The 17,581-nt window shown below is 63.1% G+C and carries 14 protein-coding genes; 6 read left to right on the top strand and 8 right to left on the bottom strand.

Annotated features, from left to right (window positions below; genetic code table 11):
• Positions 1-280: 280 nt before the first annotated feature.
• Positions 281-655 carry a DUF2237 family protein gene (locus GE027_RS14370; protein ID WP_153557901.1) on the bottom strand — a complete coding sequence of 125 codons (375 nt, stop codon included), beginning with the start codon at positions 653-655 and terminating at the stop codon, positions 281-283.
• Positions 656-1,027: 372 nt separating this feature from the next.
• On the opposite strand from GE027_RS14370, the gene GE027_RS14365 reads away from it, so the two are divergent.
• Together GE027_RS14365 and GE027_RS14360 are read left to right on the top strand one after the other, a co-directional pair.
• On the top strand, positions 1,028-3,343 hold the full coding sequence (locus tag GE027_RS14365; RefSeq protein WP_153557900.1) for an ATP-dependent helicase: 2,316 nt from the start codon (positions 1,028-1,030) through the stop codon (positions 3,341-3,343).
• A gap of 207 nt (positions 3,344-3,550) precedes the next feature.
• A complete protein-coding gene (locus GE027_RS14360) occupies positions 3,551-4,588 on the top strand; it encodes an aldo/keto reductase (RefSeq protein ID WP_153557899.1) in 1,038 nt (345 codons plus the stop codon).
• Positions 4,589-4,647: 59 nt separating this feature from the next.
• Here the strand turns inward: GE027_RS14360 and can are convergent, their stop codons facing one another.
• Positions 4,648-5,292 (bottom strand): carbonate dehydratase, encoded by a 645-nt coding sequence (can, locus tag GE027_RS14355; protein ID WP_153557898.1) that lies wholly within the window; start codon positions 5,290-5,292, stop codon positions 4,648-4,650.
• 410 nt (positions 5,293-5,702) lie between these two features.
• Here can and GE027_RS14350 point away from each other — a divergent pair, with 410 nt between their 5' ends.
• The gene (locus GE027_RS14350; RefSeq protein ID WP_162006743.1) at positions 5,703-6,227 is read left to right on the top strand and encodes a carboxypeptidase-like regulatory domain-containing protein; all 525 of its coding nucleotides are present in this window, start codon (positions 5,703-5,705) and stop codon (positions 6,225-6,227) included.
• Between the two features lie 151 nt (positions 6,228-6,378).
• Entirely contained in the window at positions 6,379-6,939 is a 561-nt protein-coding gene (locus GE027_RS14345; protein WP_153557896.1) for a carboxypeptidase-like regulatory domain-containing protein, read from the top strand.
• Positions 6,940-7,379: 440 nt separating this feature from the next.
• On the opposite strand, the gene GE027_RS14340 is transcribed toward GE027_RS14345, so the two are convergent.
• The 6 genes from GE027_RS14340 to xerD form a co-directional block, all read right to left on the bottom strand.
• Positions 7,380-8,396: a Gfo/Idh/MocA family protein gene (locus tag GE027_RS14340; protein WP_153557895.1), complete on the bottom strand. Its 1,017-nt coding sequence runs from the start codon at positions 8,394-8,396 to the stop codon at positions 7,380-7,382.
• 111 nt (positions 8,397-8,507) lie between these two features.
• Positions 8,508-9,824, bottom strand: coding sequence for a Gfo/Idh/MocA family protein (locus GE027_RS14335; protein WP_153557894.1), 1,317 nt, complete (start codon positions 9,822-9,824; stop codon positions 8,508-8,510).
• Between the two features lie 327 nt (positions 9,825-10,151).
• The gene (locus GE027_RS14330; RefSeq protein WP_162006742.1) at positions 10,152-11,567 is read right to left on the bottom strand and encodes an MFS transporter; all 1,416 of its coding nucleotides are present in this window, start codon (positions 11,565-11,567) and stop codon (positions 10,152-10,154) included.
• Positions 11,568-11,599: 32 nt separating this feature from the next.
• Positions 11,600-11,965 carry a hypothetical protein gene (locus GE027_RS14325; protein ID WP_153557892.1) on the bottom strand — a complete coding sequence of 122 codons (366 nt, stop codon included), beginning with the start codon at positions 11,963-11,965 and terminating at the stop codon, positions 11,600-11,602.
• A 52-nt stretch (positions 11,966-12,017) separates the two neighbouring features.
• Positions 12,018-12,827, bottom strand: coding sequence for a 4-hydroxy-tetrahydrodipicolinate reductase (dapB, locus tag GE027_RS14320; protein ID WP_261344053.1), 810 nt, complete (start codon positions 12,825-12,827; stop codon positions 12,018-12,020).
• A gap of 464 nt (positions 12,828-13,291) precedes the next feature.
• Positions 13,292-14,245, bottom strand: a complete 954-nt coding sequence (xerD, locus tag GE027_RS14315) for a site-specific tyrosine recombinase XerD (RefSeq protein WP_153557891.1) — start codon at positions 14,243-14,245, stop codon at positions 13,292-13,294.
• Positions 14,246-14,473: 228 nt separating this feature from the next.
• Between xerD and galE the strand changes: the two genes are divergently transcribed.
• Entirely contained in the window at positions 14,474-15,463 is a 990-nt protein-coding gene (gene galE / locus GE027_RS14310) for a UDP-glucose 4-epimerase GalE (RefSeq protein WP_153557890.1), read from the top strand.
• 127 nt (positions 15,464-15,590) lie between these two features.
• A complete protein-coding gene (locus tag GE027_RS14305) occupies positions 15,591-17,558 on the top strand; it encodes a c-type cytochrome domain-containing protein (RefSeq protein ID WP_153557889.1) in 1,968 nt (655 codons plus the stop codon).
• Positions 17,559-17,581 lie beyond the last annotated feature (23 nt).

Here is a 17,581-nt window from a genome sequence, read left to right as displayed (position 1 = left end):
TGTGTAAAGCCCACGCAGCGTAAGTCCTGGAGGGACGGCATGAACTCGGGGGCAGACCGTTTCTGTCGCCCCTCCAGGGCTTTGCATTTACCTTCGGAGGTTTCCCCGGGCTCGCGCCCGGGGCTACCACATGCCATCGCTCCGCGATTCCGGAGATGGCTGTCCCAGCCGAGAGTCGCTCGCTGACAGCCACGTCAGGGGCGACATGTGGTAGCCCTGGGTGCCAAAAACCAGGGTGTATAAAGCCCACGCAGCGTAAGTCCCGGAGGGACAGCATGAATTACGGCTCGACGGCGAACTCTTTTAGTTCTTCCAGCGAGGCGAACTCTAGGGCCGAGATGTGGGTGGCGGCAAGGACCACCTCCGGAGCCATGCCCGCGTCGTAGGCTTCCTTCCAGCGGGCGGCACACAGGCACCACCGGTCTCCGGCTTTCAGACCCGGAAACTCGTACTCCGGAATCGGCGTGCTCAGGTCGTTGCCCTTCCAGCGGCTGAACCGCAGGAAATCGTCGTTCATCACACAGCAGACCACATGCAGGCCCATGTCTTCGGCACCGGTTCGGCAGCAACCGTCGCGGTAAAAACCCGTCAGCGGCTCGGTGCTGCAGCTGATCAAAGGCTGGCCAAAAACGTTCTTCTGGGTGCGTTGATTCATCGACCGGCGGGTGCGGGGTGGAGAGGGAAAACCGAAAGCGGGTGGCAGGTTTTAGTATCATACCAGAGCGTCCAGGCTCCAGAAACGCGGGGCCGGATGCTCCGCAGCTTGTCATCCGCCCCGCAGCTTGTCAGCCGCCCTGCCCTGCCCTGCCCCGCCTCGTCCTGCTCTGCTCTGCTCTGCTCTGTCCTGCTCTGCTCTGTCCTGCCCCGCCCCGGATGCCTTTGGTCGCTTTGCCTGCCGCGGCCCTGGCCTCACGGCCCGGATCTCCTAAAATCGTAGCATCTCCTTTCGCTCCGCCGAAAGCCGCCCTTCGACTCCTCCAGCACGCCACGTATCGCAGCCGCGATCGATCTCGATTTTTGGTGACCCATGGCCGATCAACTGACCGCCGCCCAACAAGAGGCGGTCGAACATATCGACGGACCGATGCTGATTCTGGCCGGGCCCGGCAGCGGTAAAACCCGCGTCGTCACCCACCGCATCGCCCATCTGTTGGACCACGGCATCCCGGCCTACCGCATCGCCGCGCTGACGTTCACCAACAAGGCGGCCGATGAGATGCGCGTTCGCCTGGGCAACCTGGCTCCGGGGCAGGACGTCTGGATGGGCACCTTCCATCGCTTCTGCGCTCGCCTGCTGCGCCGCTACGCCTCGATGGTCGGGCTGCAGGAGAATTATTCCATCTACGACACGGCCGACAGCAAACGGGCGATGAAGCGGGCGGTCGAAACGGCCGGCGTGTCGACTTCGCACACCTCACCCGATCAGATTGCGGCCGTGATCAGCCGGGCCAAGAACCGGTTGGTCGGACCGGAAATGATGCAGGGCCAATCGCTGAGAGCCAACGAGACGGTGGCGGCCAAAGTCTACCCGGTCTACCAACAGCAATTGCTGACCGCCAACGCGGTGGACTTCGATGACCTGCTGTTTCACGTCGCGCGGCTGCTGCGCGAGAGCCCCGAGCTGCGGGCCGAACTCGATGGACGCTACCAGTACATCATGGTGGACGAGTACCAGGACACCAACCTCGCCCAGTACGCGATCGTGCGGGCCCTTTCGATCGATTACCCGAATCTGGCTGTCACCGGCGACCCGGATCAATCGATCTATGGCTGGCGCGGCGCGGACCTGAACAATATTCTCGACTTCGAGAAAGACTATCCCAACGTCAAAACCGTTCGTCTGGAAAAGAACTATCGCAGCACCCCGAACATCCTTCGCGCGGCCGACCAACTGATCCGGCACAACACCCGGCGCAAGAACAAACGCTTGCTGACCGATCACGAAGAAGGGGCTCCGGTGGTGATGCGGATGTACGAGGACGGTTACCGCGAAGCCGACGATATCGCCGACCAGATCGTCGCGGCCATCGCGACCGAAGGTTGCCGGCCGCGCGACTTTGCGGTTTTTTGCCGGATGAATGCGCTGACCCGGTCGCTGGAGCACGCCTTCCGTTCGCGCGGATTGCCCTATCAGATCGTCAACGGCGTCGAATTCTATCAGCGCAAAGAGATCAAGGATCTGCTGGCCTACCTGCACCTGATCAACAATCCGGCCCACGACGTGGCGCTGCTGCGAGTGATCAACGTTCCGGCTCGTGGCATCGGGGCGAAAACCATCGAGCGGGTGCGGCGGTTCGCCGACGAGCATCGGATCCCCTTGCTGGAAGCCGCCCGCCGCGTGGACGAGATCGACACCCTGCCGGCACGCTCGGCGACCAAGGTGCGTCAGTTCGTCGAAATGTTCGACCGCTTGTCGGTCAAAGCCACCGCGGCTCTGGAGGATTTGGTCCTCTATCTGCTGGACGAAACCGGGTACCGCAAGCATCTGGAAAAACATTCGGTCGACGAACAGGACAACAGTCCCTTGGCCAACATCGACGAGTTCGTGACGGCGACCGTGGAGTTCGATCGGCAGCACCCCGATGACGGTTCGTTGGAAGCCTTTTTGGAGCAGGTCGCCCTGGTTTCCGATACCGACGCTTGGGAGGAATCGAATGACCGCGTGACGCTGATGACCATGCACGCGGCCAAGGGGCTGGAGTTTCCTCGCGTGTTCATCATCGCCGTGGAAGACGACCTGTTGCCTCATTACCGCTGCAAGGAAGACCCGATGCAGGTGGAGGAGGAACGGCGTCTGTTGTTCGTCGGTATTACCCGAGCCGAGCAGTGGTTACAGCTGAGTTGTTGCAAGCGGCGGGCGGTTCGCGGGGACATGAAACCCGTCGTCGGCAGCCCCTTTCTGATGGAGCTGCCGCGGGAAGAAATGCGATTCATCGAACCCGAAGAATCCAATCGCTTCTTCGACGCTCCCGACGAATTCGACTACCCCGATTCCTGGGACCTGCCGGCGGCCGATCCCGAGCCGGAGGACGACCTGTGCCAGTTGCCGCCGGAGGAACGGCTGCAGGAGGCAAAGGCAAAGGCAAAGCCCGCCGCGTCGATCCCCGCCGCCTTGACCACCGCGGCGCAGTTGCTGGGCGGTCAAGCCGAAACCGACCGCGTGCCCTGGACGGCGTTCAAAAAAGGCATGGTGGTCACGCACGCCGAGTACGGCGATGGCAAGATCGTCAAACTGACCGGCCGCGGTCCCAAATGCACCGCGACGGTGGACTTTTTCGACGGCAGTTCCCGAGCGTTTCGACTGGCCTTCGCCAAACTGACGCCCGTGGACGTCGACGGCTAGAACCAGTGGCATAGGCTTCCAGCCTGTGAGTGGCACAGGCTTCCAGCCTGTAAGTGGCATAGGCTTCCAGCCTGTGAGTGGCACAGGCTTCCAGCCTGTGAGTGGCACAGGCTTCCAGCCTGTAAGTGGCATAGGCTTCCAGCCTGTGAGTGGCACAGGCTTCCCGCCTATGTCACATCGTACACCACCAAATACAGAGGACACAGCATGCAGCGCCGAAGATTGGGCAGCAGCGGAATCGTGGTCAGCGAGATCTGTATGGGCACGATGACCTTTGGGGGTCAGTGCGACGAAGCGACTTCGTTTGCGATTCTGGACCACGCTTGGGAGGCGGGGATCGATTTCTTCGACGCCGCCGAGCTGTATCCCGTGCCGCCGCAGGCCGAGACGGCCGGGGAGACCGAACGAATTCTGGGCCGCTGGATGGCGACCAAGCCGCGCGATGCGCTTGTGGTGGCGACCAAAGTCACCGGTCCGGGACACGGTTGGTTCACGCCGCCGATCCGGCATGGCAGGACGGCCTTGGATCGACATCAGGTTGTGCGAGCATGCGAGGATTCGCTGCGCCGGCTGGGCACCGATTACATCGACCTGTACCAGGTGCACTGGCCCGACCACGGCCTGCCCTACGAGGAGCTGCTGGGGGTGCTGACGGAGCTGCGTCAAGCGGGCAAGGTACGCGCGATCGGCTGCAGCAACGAGACCTGCTGGGGCGTGATGAAAAGCCTGTGGGCGGCGGAGAATCACGGTTTGGATCGGTACCAAACGGTGCAGAACAATTTCTCTTTGATCAATCGCCGTTGTGAAAGCGAACTCGCTCAGGTTTGCCGCCGCGAGGGCGTCGGCCTGTTGCCCTATTCACCGCTCGGTGGCGGCGTGTTGACCGGCAAATATCAAGAGGGTCCGCCGCCGGGAGCTCGCTTCACCGCCTACCTGACCGAAGGCCAACCGCGACAGCAGCGGATGGCGGAGCGCTTCGTCAACGAGCGGACGCTGGAGACCACGGCGCGGCTGGCAGAAATTGCCGCGGAACTGGAGATCTCGCTGGCGACGCTGGCGCTTGCGTGGAGCAAGCAGCACGACTTCGTCGCCTCGACCATCGTCGGCGCGACCTCCGCCGAACAGCTCGAGGAGTCCCTGCCCGCCGCCGATTTCCGGCTGGACACCGAAGTGCTGGAACGGATCGACCAGATCGACGTGGAGATCCCCAATCCGATGACCGAAGACGGCCTGCGGCGGCTGTAGGGCGGTGCCTAGCCGCATCGGTTTGCGCCGCTGCAATCGTGCGCAACGAACCGCGGTGATCAGCTGGGCTGGTTGACGGCGACGCGATAGGCGTCGGCGATTTCGTCGGTGCCGGCGATCGTGACGTTCAGGTCGCGGATCAAACCGTCTTTGATCGCGTAGATCCAGCCGTGGACGGCCAGCTCGCGGCCCTGCTCCCAGGCCTCCTGCACGACGGTGGAATGGCACACGTTCAGGGCCTGCTCGACCACGTTCAGCTCGCACAGTCGATCGAGCAATTGATTCTCATCGTCGATCCCCTGCAGCAGTTCGTCGTGCTTCTGCCGGATGTCGCGGATATGACGCAACCAACCATCGATCAACCCGACATGGTTGTTTTGCGTGGCCGCCTGGACGCCCCCGCAGCCGTAGTGTCCACAGACGATGATGTGTTTGACCTGCAAGGCGCTGACCGCATACTCCATGACGCTTTGGCAATTAAAATCGCTGTGAACGACCACATTGGCGATATTGCGATGGACGAAGACCTCGCCCGGTTTCAGGCCGATGATCTGGTTCGCCGGCACCCTGCTGTCGGCACAACCGATCCAGAGGATCTCCGGTTTCTGGCCCTTGGCCAGCTTGCTGAAAAACTCGGGATCCTCCTCGAGGATGTTCTTGGCCCAGGTGCGATTGTTCTCGATCAGGTGAGGCAGTAAACGCATGTTTCTGTCTTCGGATTCGGGATAAGCGAGTGGGTTTTGGGGCAACGGCGTCCATTGTAGTGAGCGACTCGCAGGGAAAAAGTCGGGGTGGCCGCCTGATGCTGGACGGGCTGGGGCGCCGTCCGCTGGCAATTTTAACGCTTGTAGGAGGGAAACCACCTGGTTCGGTCGCCGGCACGTTTGTGGGCTTTGCCGACCCCGAACGGCTCAAGCGAGCTGGGCGGGCCGACGATTTTTCTCCAGGCCCGATCTTTTTCAGGCCATGTTCGGGCTGCGACCGCGGTAAATCATACGGCCTTGTTAAAGTTTGACGGTTGTAACGCCGATGTTGATGGTGCGTAGACGCTGTCGACTGCGGGGGGCGCGACCAGCGGCCTTGCCAAAACTTCAAAACACGGATGGACCAAGCGATGAAGATGATGAATTGGTTGTGCTCCCTGGCCGTCGCCGTAGCGACGGTGGGAATCGCGTGCCCGCAAGCCGTGCAAGCCGGCCGAGCGGCGACGAGCCAACAGAACCCGGCACTGCAGATCAAAAACGGCGGTCTGATCCAGCTGGGTGCCGACGGCACGCTGCGTGGCGCCCTGGTCGATGCCAACGGCCGCGGTGTGGACGAAGCCCCGGTGATCGTCGTTCGCGACGGACACGTCGTCGCCGAACTGAAGACCGACGCCGAAGGTCGGTTCGCCGCGAAGGATCTGAAGGACGGGCGCTACCTGGTCGCGACCCACGATGGCATCTACCGCTACCAGATGACCACCGAGGCTCCGGCCGGACAGCAGGTCAAGCAGGGAGCGATCATCAAAGTCGACGGCGAAGTCGCTCGCGGGAAGTGGTTCACTGGTATGAGTGGCGGCCTGTTGGCCTCGCTGGCCATCGCCGGCATCGTCGCCGGGATCATCATCGCCACCGATGATGACGACGACGCCAGCTGAGCGGAGCCAGCCGGGGATCCGGGAAAACTGCCGTTTTCGTTCGGCCAGGGTTTTGGTACTAGGGAGTGGAAACGAGAAACCACCCCGTCGCGCGCCGCAGCACATCTTGCGCTTGCGGCGGATCGCCCTACCCTGCTGAACGAGAGTCGCAATGAAACTGCCCAAATGGATCCATGTTGCTCTGGCCCTCTGGATGTCCGTCTACCTGGTCGCGCCTCGAGTGATCGCCGCCGACGGTGCGACCGCTGCGGGTGCGATCGATACCGGCCAGCACGCACCGGCACCCTCGGTGCAAATTAAACGCACCATCGGCGATGTCGTCCTGCACGACGGCCAGCTCCGCGGAGCCCTGGTCGATGATGCGGGCCGAGGCGTCGAAGATGCGCCGGTCGTTATCGGACAGGACGGCAAACCACTGAAAGAATTGCGGACCGACAAACAAGGGCGTTTCCGTTACACGGTGCCCAAGCCCGGTCTGTATCAAGTGGTCAGCCACAGCACGGCTGCGGGATACCGCTTGTGGACCGCCGAAACCGCACCCGAAGGTGCCAAGCAAGGCATCGTGCACCAGGTCGATCCCCAGGTGGCTCGCGGAGCCCATCCCGGCGGCCTGTGGGCTTGGTTGACGAACCCCGTCTTCCTGGCTCTGTTGATCGCCGCGGCCATCGCCATTCCTTTGGCACTGGATGACGACGACGATCCCGCCAGCTGAATCAGGCACGACTCGGAGAGCCGCCGCCGAACCAGCCAGAGTTTGGACGGCAGCCCCCCGTTTTGTCGCTCCCGCTGTCTCAGCCGAGCGTTCACCGATAGCGGCGGAGCTTGGGTTCACAGGCTGGAAGCCTATGCCACAGAGTAGCTCGGCTGTCCCAGCCGAGGGCAGGTAGCTTCACAGGCTGGAAGCCTATGCCACAGAGTAGCTCGGCTGTCCCAGCCGAGGGCAGGTAGGTTCACAGGCTGGAAGCCTATGCCACAGAGTAGCTCGGCTGTCCCAGCCGAGGGCAGGTAGGTTCACAGGCTGGAAGCCTATGCCACTGTTCACAGGCTGGAAGCCTATGCCACTGGTTTCACAGGCTGGAAGCCTATGCCACTGTTTGGTCCGAACTCTGGCCAGTTCGGCTATGGGCACAAGAAGCCTAGGGCGACGACGGCCTACTTCGCTTCGGCGTCCAGTTTCTGCTGGGCTGCCTTCATCACCTCGGCAATCGTGACCGGCTCGCCGCCGCGACGTTTGCTCTCGTCGGCCGCCTCCATAAAGGCGTACATCTCGATCGTTTCCTGCGGATCGATCGGTGGCTTGCCGCTGCGGAAGAACTTGGCGATCTCCACAACCAACGGCCGGTAGCCTTGGTAGTCGCCGATCTGCTGGATGGCTTTGTCGGTGAAGGCCGTTCCGCCGTAGCCGCGTTTGCCGGTTCGCAGGCCACGGAACGTGCCGATGCGACCGTCGGACCACTTGCCGACGACCAGTTCAAAATCGTCGGTGCTGGTCCGGGTTACGCTCTCGCAGCCGGCCTTCATGCACGTGAACAACGTCTCCACGCCGTGGATGCCGTACCAAACCAGATCCGTGTGCGAAGGTTCCAGCGCACAGGGGCTGTACGCGTCGCAGCCCAGCACCTGGCCGTGTTTGCCGCTGCGGATCGCTTGGGCTCCGTCGGTGTAGCGTAGCGAGGAACTGGAGAAGATCGGCACGTCGTGTTTGTCGGCCAAGCGGTAGATCGCCAGGGTGTCGACCAGATCGGCGGCCACGGGCTTGTCGATAAACATCGTCTTGCCGGCGGCGATCACCTGAGCGGCTTGCTCGCGGTGCAGCGTCCCGTCGTTGGTTTCCAGCAGCACACAATCGACTCGTTCCAGCAAGGCGTCGATCGAGTCGACGATTTCGATGCCCATCTCCGACATCTGTTCGGTGTACTTAGGGATCCGGCTGGCGCTGGATTCGATTTTCGAGCTGCCGTAGGGATAGGCCGCCACGACGCGGCAATTCAGCATTTCCGGGTCGGCGGGGTCGGCGTTAAAGGTTTTGGCAAAGGCCGGAGCGTGGGACGTGTCCAGGCCGATGATGCCGATTTTCAAGGTGTCGGCATCGGCCGCAGAGGTCGAACCGGCCAGCACCGCGGCAACGACCGCGGCGGCAAACAGATGCAGGGAGAGGAAGGTGCGCATGGAAGGATGAAGCTTGTCGTTTGGGGAGGAAGAACTTGAGGTGTCAATCAGCACCCGCGCCGCGTCTGGAGCCCGAAGCGGCGCGGGGAAACGAAATCATTGCCGGGGGAATCAGACCTGCGGTTCCCAGCCCGGTTCGTACTGGCGGGTCCACAATTCGGCCGCGGCCGGGTTGTCCTGGATGTGGCCGTTGGAGGGATCGGTCTGCAGGACGCTGTCGGTGCGGTAGGCGATGTTGCCCAGGTGACACAGCAGCGTGCTGCGATGCGATTCGACGATGTTCGAATTGGAGGCTCGCGAGGTGCGGATCGCGTCCAGGAAGTCGGCCAAGTGATCGCGGTCGCCGCCCGCGCCGCTGTTCTCGGCCACGACTTTTTCCTGTTGGTCGAACTGGGTGTAGCCCGAGCCGCGAATCACGAGCGAACCCTTGGTGCCGTGGAAGCTGATCCCGAAGCGCGAATCGTGCGGGCCGAGCGTCGACCAACTGAGGCCTTCCCAGGTGATGGTTTTGCCTTCGTCAAAGTCGTAGGTGACCATCATCGTGTCGGGGGTTTCTTGGTCGTCATCATGACGGTACTTGCCGCCGCCGGCGGTGACCCGCGTCGGGAAGGCGACGTCCAGACCCCAGCGGGCGACGTCCAGGGCGTGGATGCCGTTATTGCCCAGTTCGCCGTTGCCCCAGTGCCAATGCCAGTGCCAGTTGTAGTGCACGACGTTGTCTTTGTAGGGCATGTGCGGCGCAGGCCCCTGCCAGGATTGCCAGTCCAACCACTGCGGCGGCTCGGTGATCTTACCGGTACCGATCGAAGGACGGCGATTGTTGTACCAGGTACGAGAATACAGGACTTCGCCGATGTCGCCTTCGTGAATCTTTTGAACCGCTTCCTGCAGCGCGGGCCAGCTGCGGCGTTGGTTGCCCATCTGGACGACCCGCTTGTGCTTCTTCGCGGCGGCTTCCGCCCACTCGCCTTCCTGAGCGGTGTGGCTGCAGGGTTTTTCGACGTACACGTGTTTGCCGGCATCGCAGCCGATAATGGTGGCCGGAGCGTGCCAGTGGTTCGGCGTGGCGACGACCAAGGCGTCGATCGACGAATCGTCCAGGATGCGGCGGAAATCGCCAACCGTCTCCGGTTTGGCGTGTCCTCCCTTTTCCAGTTCGGCGGCCGCTCGGTCCGCGGCTCGCGAATCGACGTCACAGACGTAAGCCACGCGAGCCCCGCTGTCGGCCGCAAACCCCTTGGCCAGCGCTCGGCCGCGGCCGTTTACCCCCATGATGCCCACCGTGACGACGTCGGCAGCGTCGCTCGAGCCGGTCTCCTGAGCTTGGCTGCGAGCTTGCATGGCGACGGTCGCGGCCGCCACCGTCGCACCGGCTTTGAGAAATAATCGACGGTCACGGGCGTGTTGCGAGGCGGGGTCAGAATGCATAGGGAGGACTCCAAAAAGGAAGGGAAGGTGTAGCCTAATCTACACCGGACGGGATGGAACGCTCATCATACACAACCTGCGGTGCCGAAGGGAAATCCCTCCTGCTCGGCGGCCTCGAAAAGCGGGGGGCGTGCGGAGTCCTGCCCCCCCTTTCTCTTTAAGCACGTCGGCATGAATCTTTCGGTGAAACCCCGCGACAACACCCTCCCGCGCAGCGGGAGGGTCGGGCTTTTAGGCCCGGGGAGGGCCCTACGAAAACCCTCTCCGGGCCTAAGAGCCCGACTCTCCCAGAGGGAGAGTAAAGCCGAATCAAATGTTGCGACGTGCTTATTTGGACATCACGCCGCTGCCTTTCAGCCGCCACAGAAAGAACAGAGTGCCGGCAGCCATCATTACCGAACACAGCAGGAAGATCCGCTGGGGCGAGTCGCCGAAGGGAGCTCGCACGGCGTAGTAGACCACCGCCGAGACGGTCATGAACGCAAACGACACGGCGTTGGCTGTGCCCAGGAAACGACCACGCTCCCCGTCGGGCGACAGTTTCTGCAGCAGGGCCTGTAGCGGAATGATGTAAAAGCCGGCAAAGAATCCGGCGCCAAAAATGAACAGGGACACGTTGCTGAGGGCGACCTCCAGCACCGAAGCTTCGCGCTTGGGCACCGCGATCACGCCTGACAGCGCGGCCGGTTTGCCATCGACTTGCACCTGCGGCCCAGCGGCCCCTTCCGCGGCGGCGGCCGCCGCCGGCGTCTCGCCCGCCGCTCGGGGGACGCCGTAGAGTTTCGGTTCGACGAAGCCCAACAGAGCGAAGAACACCACCAATCCGGCCGCGCCCAGGGGAATTAATCGCACTTCGATGCGGTGCCCGGAAACCAAACCGGCAAAGGCACAGCCGACGCCGACCGCGACGCCCAGCACGCCCATCAGGATGCCTGTCGAACCGCGGTCGATGTTCAGCACGGTGCTGTATTCGGGCAGAATAAAAAACGCCAATCCGGCCAGTAGATAAAAGTATCCCCAGGCCATCATCACCATCAACATCCGCGTCTGCGCCATCTCCTTGATGGCCGTGATGTAGATCGTAAACGGGTTGTAGTCGTACTCTAGATCGCGGTCGCCCGGTTCCAGACGGTCCAGGAACAATACGGCCAGCAACCCGGCCGCGGCGATCAGGACCATCGCCGCACAGGGCAACCACAGCAGACCGGGGGTCGTCGAGCCGTCGGCCGCCGGCAGAGGATTGTAGGCGTCGCTGATGTAACCGGCGGCCAGGGTGCCGGAGATCACGGCGATGTTGGTCATCATGTTGATTGTGCCGTTGGCGCGGCTGAGGTCTTCATCCTTGACCAGTTCGGGGATCATCCCGTACTTGGCCGGTCCAAAGAACGCGCTCTGACAGGTCAGCGCGATCAGGGCCCCGAGGGTCAACCAGAGGTTGCCGCTCCAGAAGCCGATCCCGGCAGCCAACGCGATCGGAATCTCCAGCGTCTTAACGGCAATGCTGACCGAGCGTTTGGAGAAGCGGTCGGCCAGTTGTCCGGCGTAACCCGACAGCAAGATAAAGGGCAAGGTAAAGCACAGGCCCACGATCGCCTGGCCGCCTTTGCCCAGTTGATCGGCCCAGACCCCGCCGGTGATGACCATGTAGGTCAGGACGAACTTGAGGATATTGTCGTTGGCCGCGCCGAAGAACTGCGTCACCAAGAGGCTTGCAAAGCCACGTTTCAGGATTCTGCTTTTCACTGCGCGAGGTTCCGCCTGATAGGGATGATGCGTCAATCGCCGCGATACTTGCGGATCGCTTCGGCCAGCGGGTACTCGGTGACATCGCGGTCGCCGCCGGTCGCCGCGATCTCCAGCAAGCGGACGAACCCGCGGGTCACCAAGGCTTCTCGGTCCGCCACGTACTGGGCGTCCAACTGTCGACGATCAAACGGACCGTCGACGTTGACGGGTTCAAAATCCGGATGCCGGATGAACTGGGCCAGCACGGGATTGCAGCGGAGGTGGCGTTCGGGTGAGGTGTGCAGGACCTCGGGGTCCAGTTCCCCGATCACATAGCGGAGGTACAGGTCGCTGTCGGCAATCCCGCTGACGTCCAGGCCGCAGACCTCGCACAGATACCCCTGTTCGCAACGCACCGCGTGTCGGCCTCCCCGATCTGCTGTCAGGCTCTGTGTTGCAGAGCCCGGTTTACATGTCCAGAACGTCAAACATCGAATACAGGCCCGGCGGTTTACCGTCGAGCCACTTGGCCGCCGCGAGCGCTCCGGCGGCGTAGCAATCGCGATTGGAGGCGGCGACCTTCAGTTCGATGGTTTCGCCCAACATCCCAAAGACGATCGTATGCTCGCCGGGATTGTCGCCGGTGCGTACCGCGTGGTAACCGATCTCGTTGCGGCCGCGTGCGCCGGTCTTGCCTTCGCGGCCGTGCACGTGTTCGATCCCGCGGCTCTGGTCATCGGTGGCGAACGCCTGTTCGATCAACTGGCCGAATTTCAATGCGGTTCCGCTCGGGGCGTCTTCTTTGAAGCGGTGGTGCCGTTCGATGATCTCCACGTCCAAGCCGCCGGCGATGTCCTTCAGGGCCGCGGTGGTTTGCTGGGCCATTTTCATCGTCAGGTTCACGGCCAGCGACATGCTGGGCGCCCAGACGATCGCGATCCGCTCGCTGGCTTCGCGCAGCCGTCGATGGTGCTGGTCGCTCAGTCCGGTCGTCGCCATCACCAACGCGGCGCCGGCCTGCAGCGATTGTTCGACCACCCCTTCGACGGCTTCGGGCAAGGAGAAATCGATCACCACATCGATCGCCTCGGGCCACGGACTCGAGACCGGGACGCCTTTCTCGCCACAGCCGGCCAGCGTGCCGGCGTCCTGACCGATGCAGCGATGTTCGGGTTGTTCGATGGCGGCCACCAAACGAAAAGCGGGGTCATCGGCGGCCAAAGCGACCACGCGGCGTCCCATTCGACCGGCAGCACCGTGAACGGCAAGTCGCATCATGGGAATGGATCAACCTAAGTGGAAGGAAAACGATCTGGAGGATAATCAGCCGTGTGGGCACTAGCCCAATGCCACTTCCTTTGTAGCGGCACGGCGCGAGCCGTCCGGTTTTGCGGTGCGAATCTTCACACACCGGGCGGCTTGCGCCGCTCCGCTAACGCTTCAATCGCAAGCGATGGTGAAAGTAGATGGCATTGGGCGCTAACCCCCGGTTCAGCGTGACAACCGTGGCGAACGCCAAAACGGTTGATAAACCGGAAGCCTCCCGCCTACCTGCTCCCATCGGCTTCTTCTGTGGCCAGCGCAGTGTAGCGAACCAGGCCTCGGTTTGTCAGGTACGGGTTGACCGGGCCTGCCCTACCCTGCCCGATGGCCTCTGCGTAGCTGGAGCCCCCAGGGATGCAACCGCTACGCAGAAATGGGGCGAATTCGCCTAAATGGCTCACTAAAAAGACCGACCCGTATCAGCTGCGGGGGTGGAACTGTTGGTGCACACGTTTCAGCCGCGAATGGTCGACGTGGGTGTAGATCTGTGTGGTCTGGATGCTGGCGTGGCCGAGCATCTCCTGCACCTGCCGCAGGTCCGCTCCGCCGGCCAACAGATGGGTGGCAAAACTATGTCGCAAGCTGTGCGGGCTGATCTCGCTGCGAATGTCGGCGACCACGGCGTAGCGTTTGACCAAGCGCCACAGCTGGATGCGTTCCAGAGGCCGGCCGGTACGCGACAGAAACAGGGCCTCGGTCGGTCGGGGGCCGCGCTGGAGCAACCGCGGACGCAGCTCCCTCAGGTAACGCTCGATCGCTTCGATCGCCCGCCCGCCGATCGGGACGATGCGTTGCTTGCCGCCTTTGCCCTCGCAGCGGAGGTGGCGTTCGGGCAGGGCCAGGTCGCTCAGCCGCAGCCCACACGTCTCGCTGGCTCGGCACCCGCTGGCATACAGGACCTCCAGCATCGCGCGGTCGCGCTGCCAGAACGGTTCGCGGCGGCTGGGTGCGGACAGGAAGCGTTCGACCTGTTGCGGTGAGAGCACCTTGGGCATCCGCTGCCAGGCTTTCTGGGCCACCAACAATTCCGCCGGGTTGTCGGTTACCGTGCCTTCCAGCTGGAGGTATTTAAAGAACGTGCGGACGGCCACGATGTTGCGGGCGATGCTGGCCGGCGCCAAACCTGCGTCGTGCAGCGTGGCGACGAACTGCGACAGGTCGTTGATCTTCAGCTGGCCCACGCGCCGCGAGCCCAACCACTGGGTGAACTTCGTCAAGTCGCGCCGGTAGGCGGCGACCGTGTTCTCGGCCAAGTGGCATTCGCCGCGCAGGTAAGCGATGAAGTCGTCACACAACGACAGCGTATTGGCGGCCGAAGCCTTGGTAGCGCTAGGGCCTTTGTCGCGCAGACGCTGGAGTTTGGTTTGTCGCATGCAAGGTCCCGGGCTGGTTCGCGGGCAACGGCTGGTTCGCGGGCAACGGCTGGTTCGCTGGCAACGGATGGTTCGCTGGCAACGGCTGGTTCGCGGGCAACTGGCAAGTTCGATGGCACAGACAGCCACTGCCGATTATCTTGTGCATCGGCCGGCGGCCGCCGGCGACGTGTTTCCGGCCGGTCGAATACAGGTAACAACAGTCGCAATCAATCTGCGGGACGAATGATGAATATCCTTGTTGTGGGCGGTGCGGGTTATGTGGGGTCGCACTGCGCGCGGCTGCTGCGCGGGCAGGGGCACGAGGTGTACGTCTACGACAACCTGTCCCGGGGGCACCGCGAGGCCGTACCGGACGACCGGCTGATCGTCGGCGAGGCGGCCGACCGAGCGTTATTGGTGCAGACGATGCGCGCGCACCAGATCGAGGCGGTGATGCACTTTGCCGCCTTTGCGTTGGTGAACGAATCGGTCAACGATCCGGCGCTGTATTATCGCAACAACGTGATCGCCGCCCTGGAGTTGCTCGACGCGATGCGTGAGGCCGGTGTCTCGAAGCTGGTCTTCAGCAGTACGACGGCCACCTACGGCGAGCCGGACACCATTCCGATTCCCGAAACCACGCCGCAGCAGCCGATCAATCCGTACGGCTTTACGAAACTGGTCTTCGAACAAGCGTTGGCCGATTACGCGGCCGCTTACGGCCTCGGCTACGCCGCCCTGCGGTACTTCAACGCCGCCGGAGCGAGTCCCGAGGGCGGCATCGGCGAAGACCATGATCCGGAATCGCATCTGATCCCGATCGTCCTGCAGGTGGCGCTGGGACAGCGGGAATCGATCACGGTCTTTGGCGACGACTACCCCACGCCCGATGGAACGTGCATTCGCGACTACGTGCACGTCGACGATCTGGGCAGCGCCCATCTGGCGGCGCTGGAGCGGCTGGAGCCGGGCAAGGGGATCTGTGTGAATCTCGGCACCGGCAATGGGTACAGCGTGCGGCAGGTGATCGAGGCTTGCCGCGAGGTCACCGGGCATCCGATTCCCGACGTCATGGGCCCGCGCCGCGCTGGCGACCCGCCCGAGTTGGTCGCTGACGCTTCTCTGGCCAAGCAGCTACTGGGCTGGACCCCGCGCTACACCGACGTCCGCTCGATCGTGGAAACCGCCTGGAACTGGCATCGAAACCACCCGCGGGGGTTCGCGGGGGGCTTTTGAGATCTAAGATTTCCCAGTACATGAGGGGGGCATTTTGCGTTTCTTTTTGGGGCGCGGTTTACAATGGTGGTTTCCGCGCTTCGGCGTGTTTGGTTGATCGTCCCCTGCCCTTTCTGTGCGAGCCCCCATGTTGCGTTTCCAGCGACTGTGTTGTTTGGTCCTCTTGATCTTTGGCGGTGGACCGGTGGTCTATGCCGAGTTGACGCCGCAGCAGCGGCTGGCGGTCAAACGTGTCGAGGACGCGGTCGCCCAGGCGGGACGCAGTTACCAAGCAGGCCAGTACGAGCAGTGCGGCCAGCAGATCCGCGAAGCGATCCAGCGGATTGGCACCGCCATGGAGATTGCGGACCGGGAGGTGTACGAGAAGCTCGCGCCCAGCTTTGGCCGCATCATTCGGGCCTCGGCCCTGCTGGAGCTGGAGGGCGTGCGGGTGCCGCCGTTTAAGCGTCCCGCGATGCCGACGCCCAAGTCGCAAACCCCGGCCACCGAGACAAGCGGCGACGACGAACCGGCCGAGCAGCCGATGACGCCGGACGGCGACTCCGGCGACGGAGTCAGCTTCGCCAGCGATGTCGCTCCGATCTTGGTCCAGCAGTGCGGTCGATGCCATATCAATGATGCCAAGGGGCGTTTCTCGTTGGCGTCGTTTGCCGAATTGATGCGGGGGCCGCCCGAGGGCGTCGTGGTCTTTGCCGGCGATACGGTCGGCAGCCGGTTGATCGAAACCATCGAAACCGGCGACATGCCGCGCGGCGGTACGATGCCGCCCGACCAGTTCCAGGTGCTGAAGGACTGGATCAAACAGGGGGCCAAATTCGACGGCCCCTCGCCGCAGGCTCCGCTGACGTCCTATGCCCGTGGCGGTACCGAGGACGCACCGGCACGGCCCAGTCCGCAACTGCAAACCCAACGCGCAACCGGCGAGGAGACCGTCAGCTTTGCCCTCGACGTCGCTCCGCTGTTGGTCGCCAATTGCAACGGCTGTCACATCGATGCGATGCAGGTGCGCGGCGGGTTGCGGATGGACACGTTCGCCCAGTTGCTGCGCGGTGGCGACAGCGACGCGATCATCCAGCCCGGCAATGGCGACGAGAGTTTGTTGGTGCAGAAGCTGCGCGGCCAAGCCGGCGACATCATGCCCGCCGGTGGACGGCCGCCCCTGGCGGATGAGGAAATCCAATTGATCAGTACCTGGATCGATGAAGGCGCAAAACTGGACGGCAACAGCGAGGACCAACCGCTGCGGACGATGGCCGGACTGGCTTGGGCGCGCAGTGCCACGCACGAAGAACTCGCCGAGCGCCGCAAGGAGCTGGCCGCCGACAATTGGAAACTGGGGGCTACGCCGGCCGCCCGGAAAAATACCGTTACCGCCGAAAGCGATCACTTCTTTGTGGTCGGCAACACCAGTCCGCAGACGCTGGACATCGTCCTGGAGAGCGCCCAGCAGGCGCTCGACAAGGTGCGGACAATCCTGCCGGCCCGCTCCGACGCCCCGCTCTTCAAAGGCCGGGTGACGTTGTTCGTACTGCCGCGACGCTACGATTACTCGGAGTTCGCCAAGATGGTCGAGCGGCGCTCGATCCCATCGGCTTGGCAGGAGCACTGGCGCTACGACGGTATCGATGCCTACGCCGCCGTGGTGGTGACGACCCAGGACACCGAGGCGGAACTGGAGGCGAGGCTTCTGGCGCCGTTGACCAGTTTGGCGATCGTCATGCAAGGCCAAGCCGTACCGCGGTGGTTTGCCGAGGGAATTGGACGGGCCGCGGCGGCCAAGCTGGGCGACGGCGATAACCCGCAAGTCGAGGCGTGGCGAGAGCGATTGCCCGAGGCGGTTGCGGCCATGGACAAACCCGATGCGTTTCTCAAAGGCCGATTGACGCCCGAGGACGCCGACCTGGTCGCCTTTGGAATCGGCACTCAGATGCTCGGACGCACCAGCCGGCGGCAGTTCGATCAACTGATGCGAGCCCTGCTGGGGGATGCCTCGTTTGAAGAAGCGTTCGAGCGGGCGTTCCGCGGAGCGCCCCAGGGCTACGTCGATGCCTGGCTACAGTATCAAGGCAACGCAGGCAGCCGCCGACGACGTTAGTGGCATAGGCTTCCAGCCTGTGA

It is taken from the genome of Roseimaritima sediminicola, from assembly GCF_009618275.1.
Classification (GTDB): Bacteria; Planctomycetota; Planctomycetia; order Pirellulales; family Pirellulaceae; genus Roseimaritima; species Roseimaritima sediminicola.
The sequence above is the reverse complement of the archived record's forward strand: the minus strand, read 5'-3'. Positions and strand labels throughout refer to the sequence as shown.

Bases quoted from the DNA above. Each gene is read 5' to 3' on its own strand.
- GE027_RS14350 (WP_162006743.1), top strand. From the start codon at position 5,703: ATGAAGATGATGAATTGGTTGTGCTCCCTGGCCGTCGCCGTAGCGACG.
- galE (WP_153557890.1), top strand. From the start codon at position 14,474: ATGAATATCCTTGTTGTGGGCGGTGCGGGTTATGTGGGGTCGCACTGC.
- GE027_RS14335 (WP_153557894.1), bottom strand. From the start codon at position 9,824: ATGCATTCTGACCCCGCCTCGCAACACGCCCGTGACCGTCGATTATTT.
- GE027_RS14345 (WP_153557896.1), top strand. From the start codon at position 6,379: ATGAAACTGCCCAAATGGATCCATGTTGCTCTGGCCCTCTGGATGTCC.
- xerD (WP_153557891.1), bottom strand. From the start codon at position 14,245: ATGCGACAAACCAAACTCCAGCGTCTGCGCGACAAAGGCCCTAGCGCT.
- GE027_RS14370 (WP_153557901.1), bottom strand. From the start codon at position 655: ATGAATCAACGCACCCAGAAGAACGTTTTTGGCCAGCCTTTGATCAGC.
- GE027_RS14360 (WP_153557899.1), top strand. From the start codon at position 3,551: ATGCAGCGCCGAAGATTGGGCAGCAGCGGAATCGTGGTCAGCGAGATC.
- GE027_RS14305 (WP_153557889.1), top strand. From the start codon at position 15,591: ATGTTGCGTTTCCAGCGACTGTGTTGTTTGGTCCTCTTGATCTTTGGC.
- can (WP_153557898.1), bottom strand. From the start codon at position 5,292: ATGCGTTTACTGCCTCACCTGATCGAGAACAATCGCACCTGGGCCAAG.
- GE027_RS14340 (WP_153557895.1), bottom strand. From the start codon at position 8,396: ATGCGCACCTTCCTCTCCCTGCATCTGTTTGCCGCCGCGGTCGTTGCC.
- dapB (WP_261344053.1), bottom strand. From the start codon at position 12,827: ATGATGCGACTTGCCGTTCACGGTGCTGCCGGTCGAATGGGACGCCGC.
- GE027_RS14365 (WP_153557900.1), top strand. From the start codon at position 1,028: ATGGCCGATCAACTGACCGCCGCCCAACAAGAGGCGGTCGAACATATC.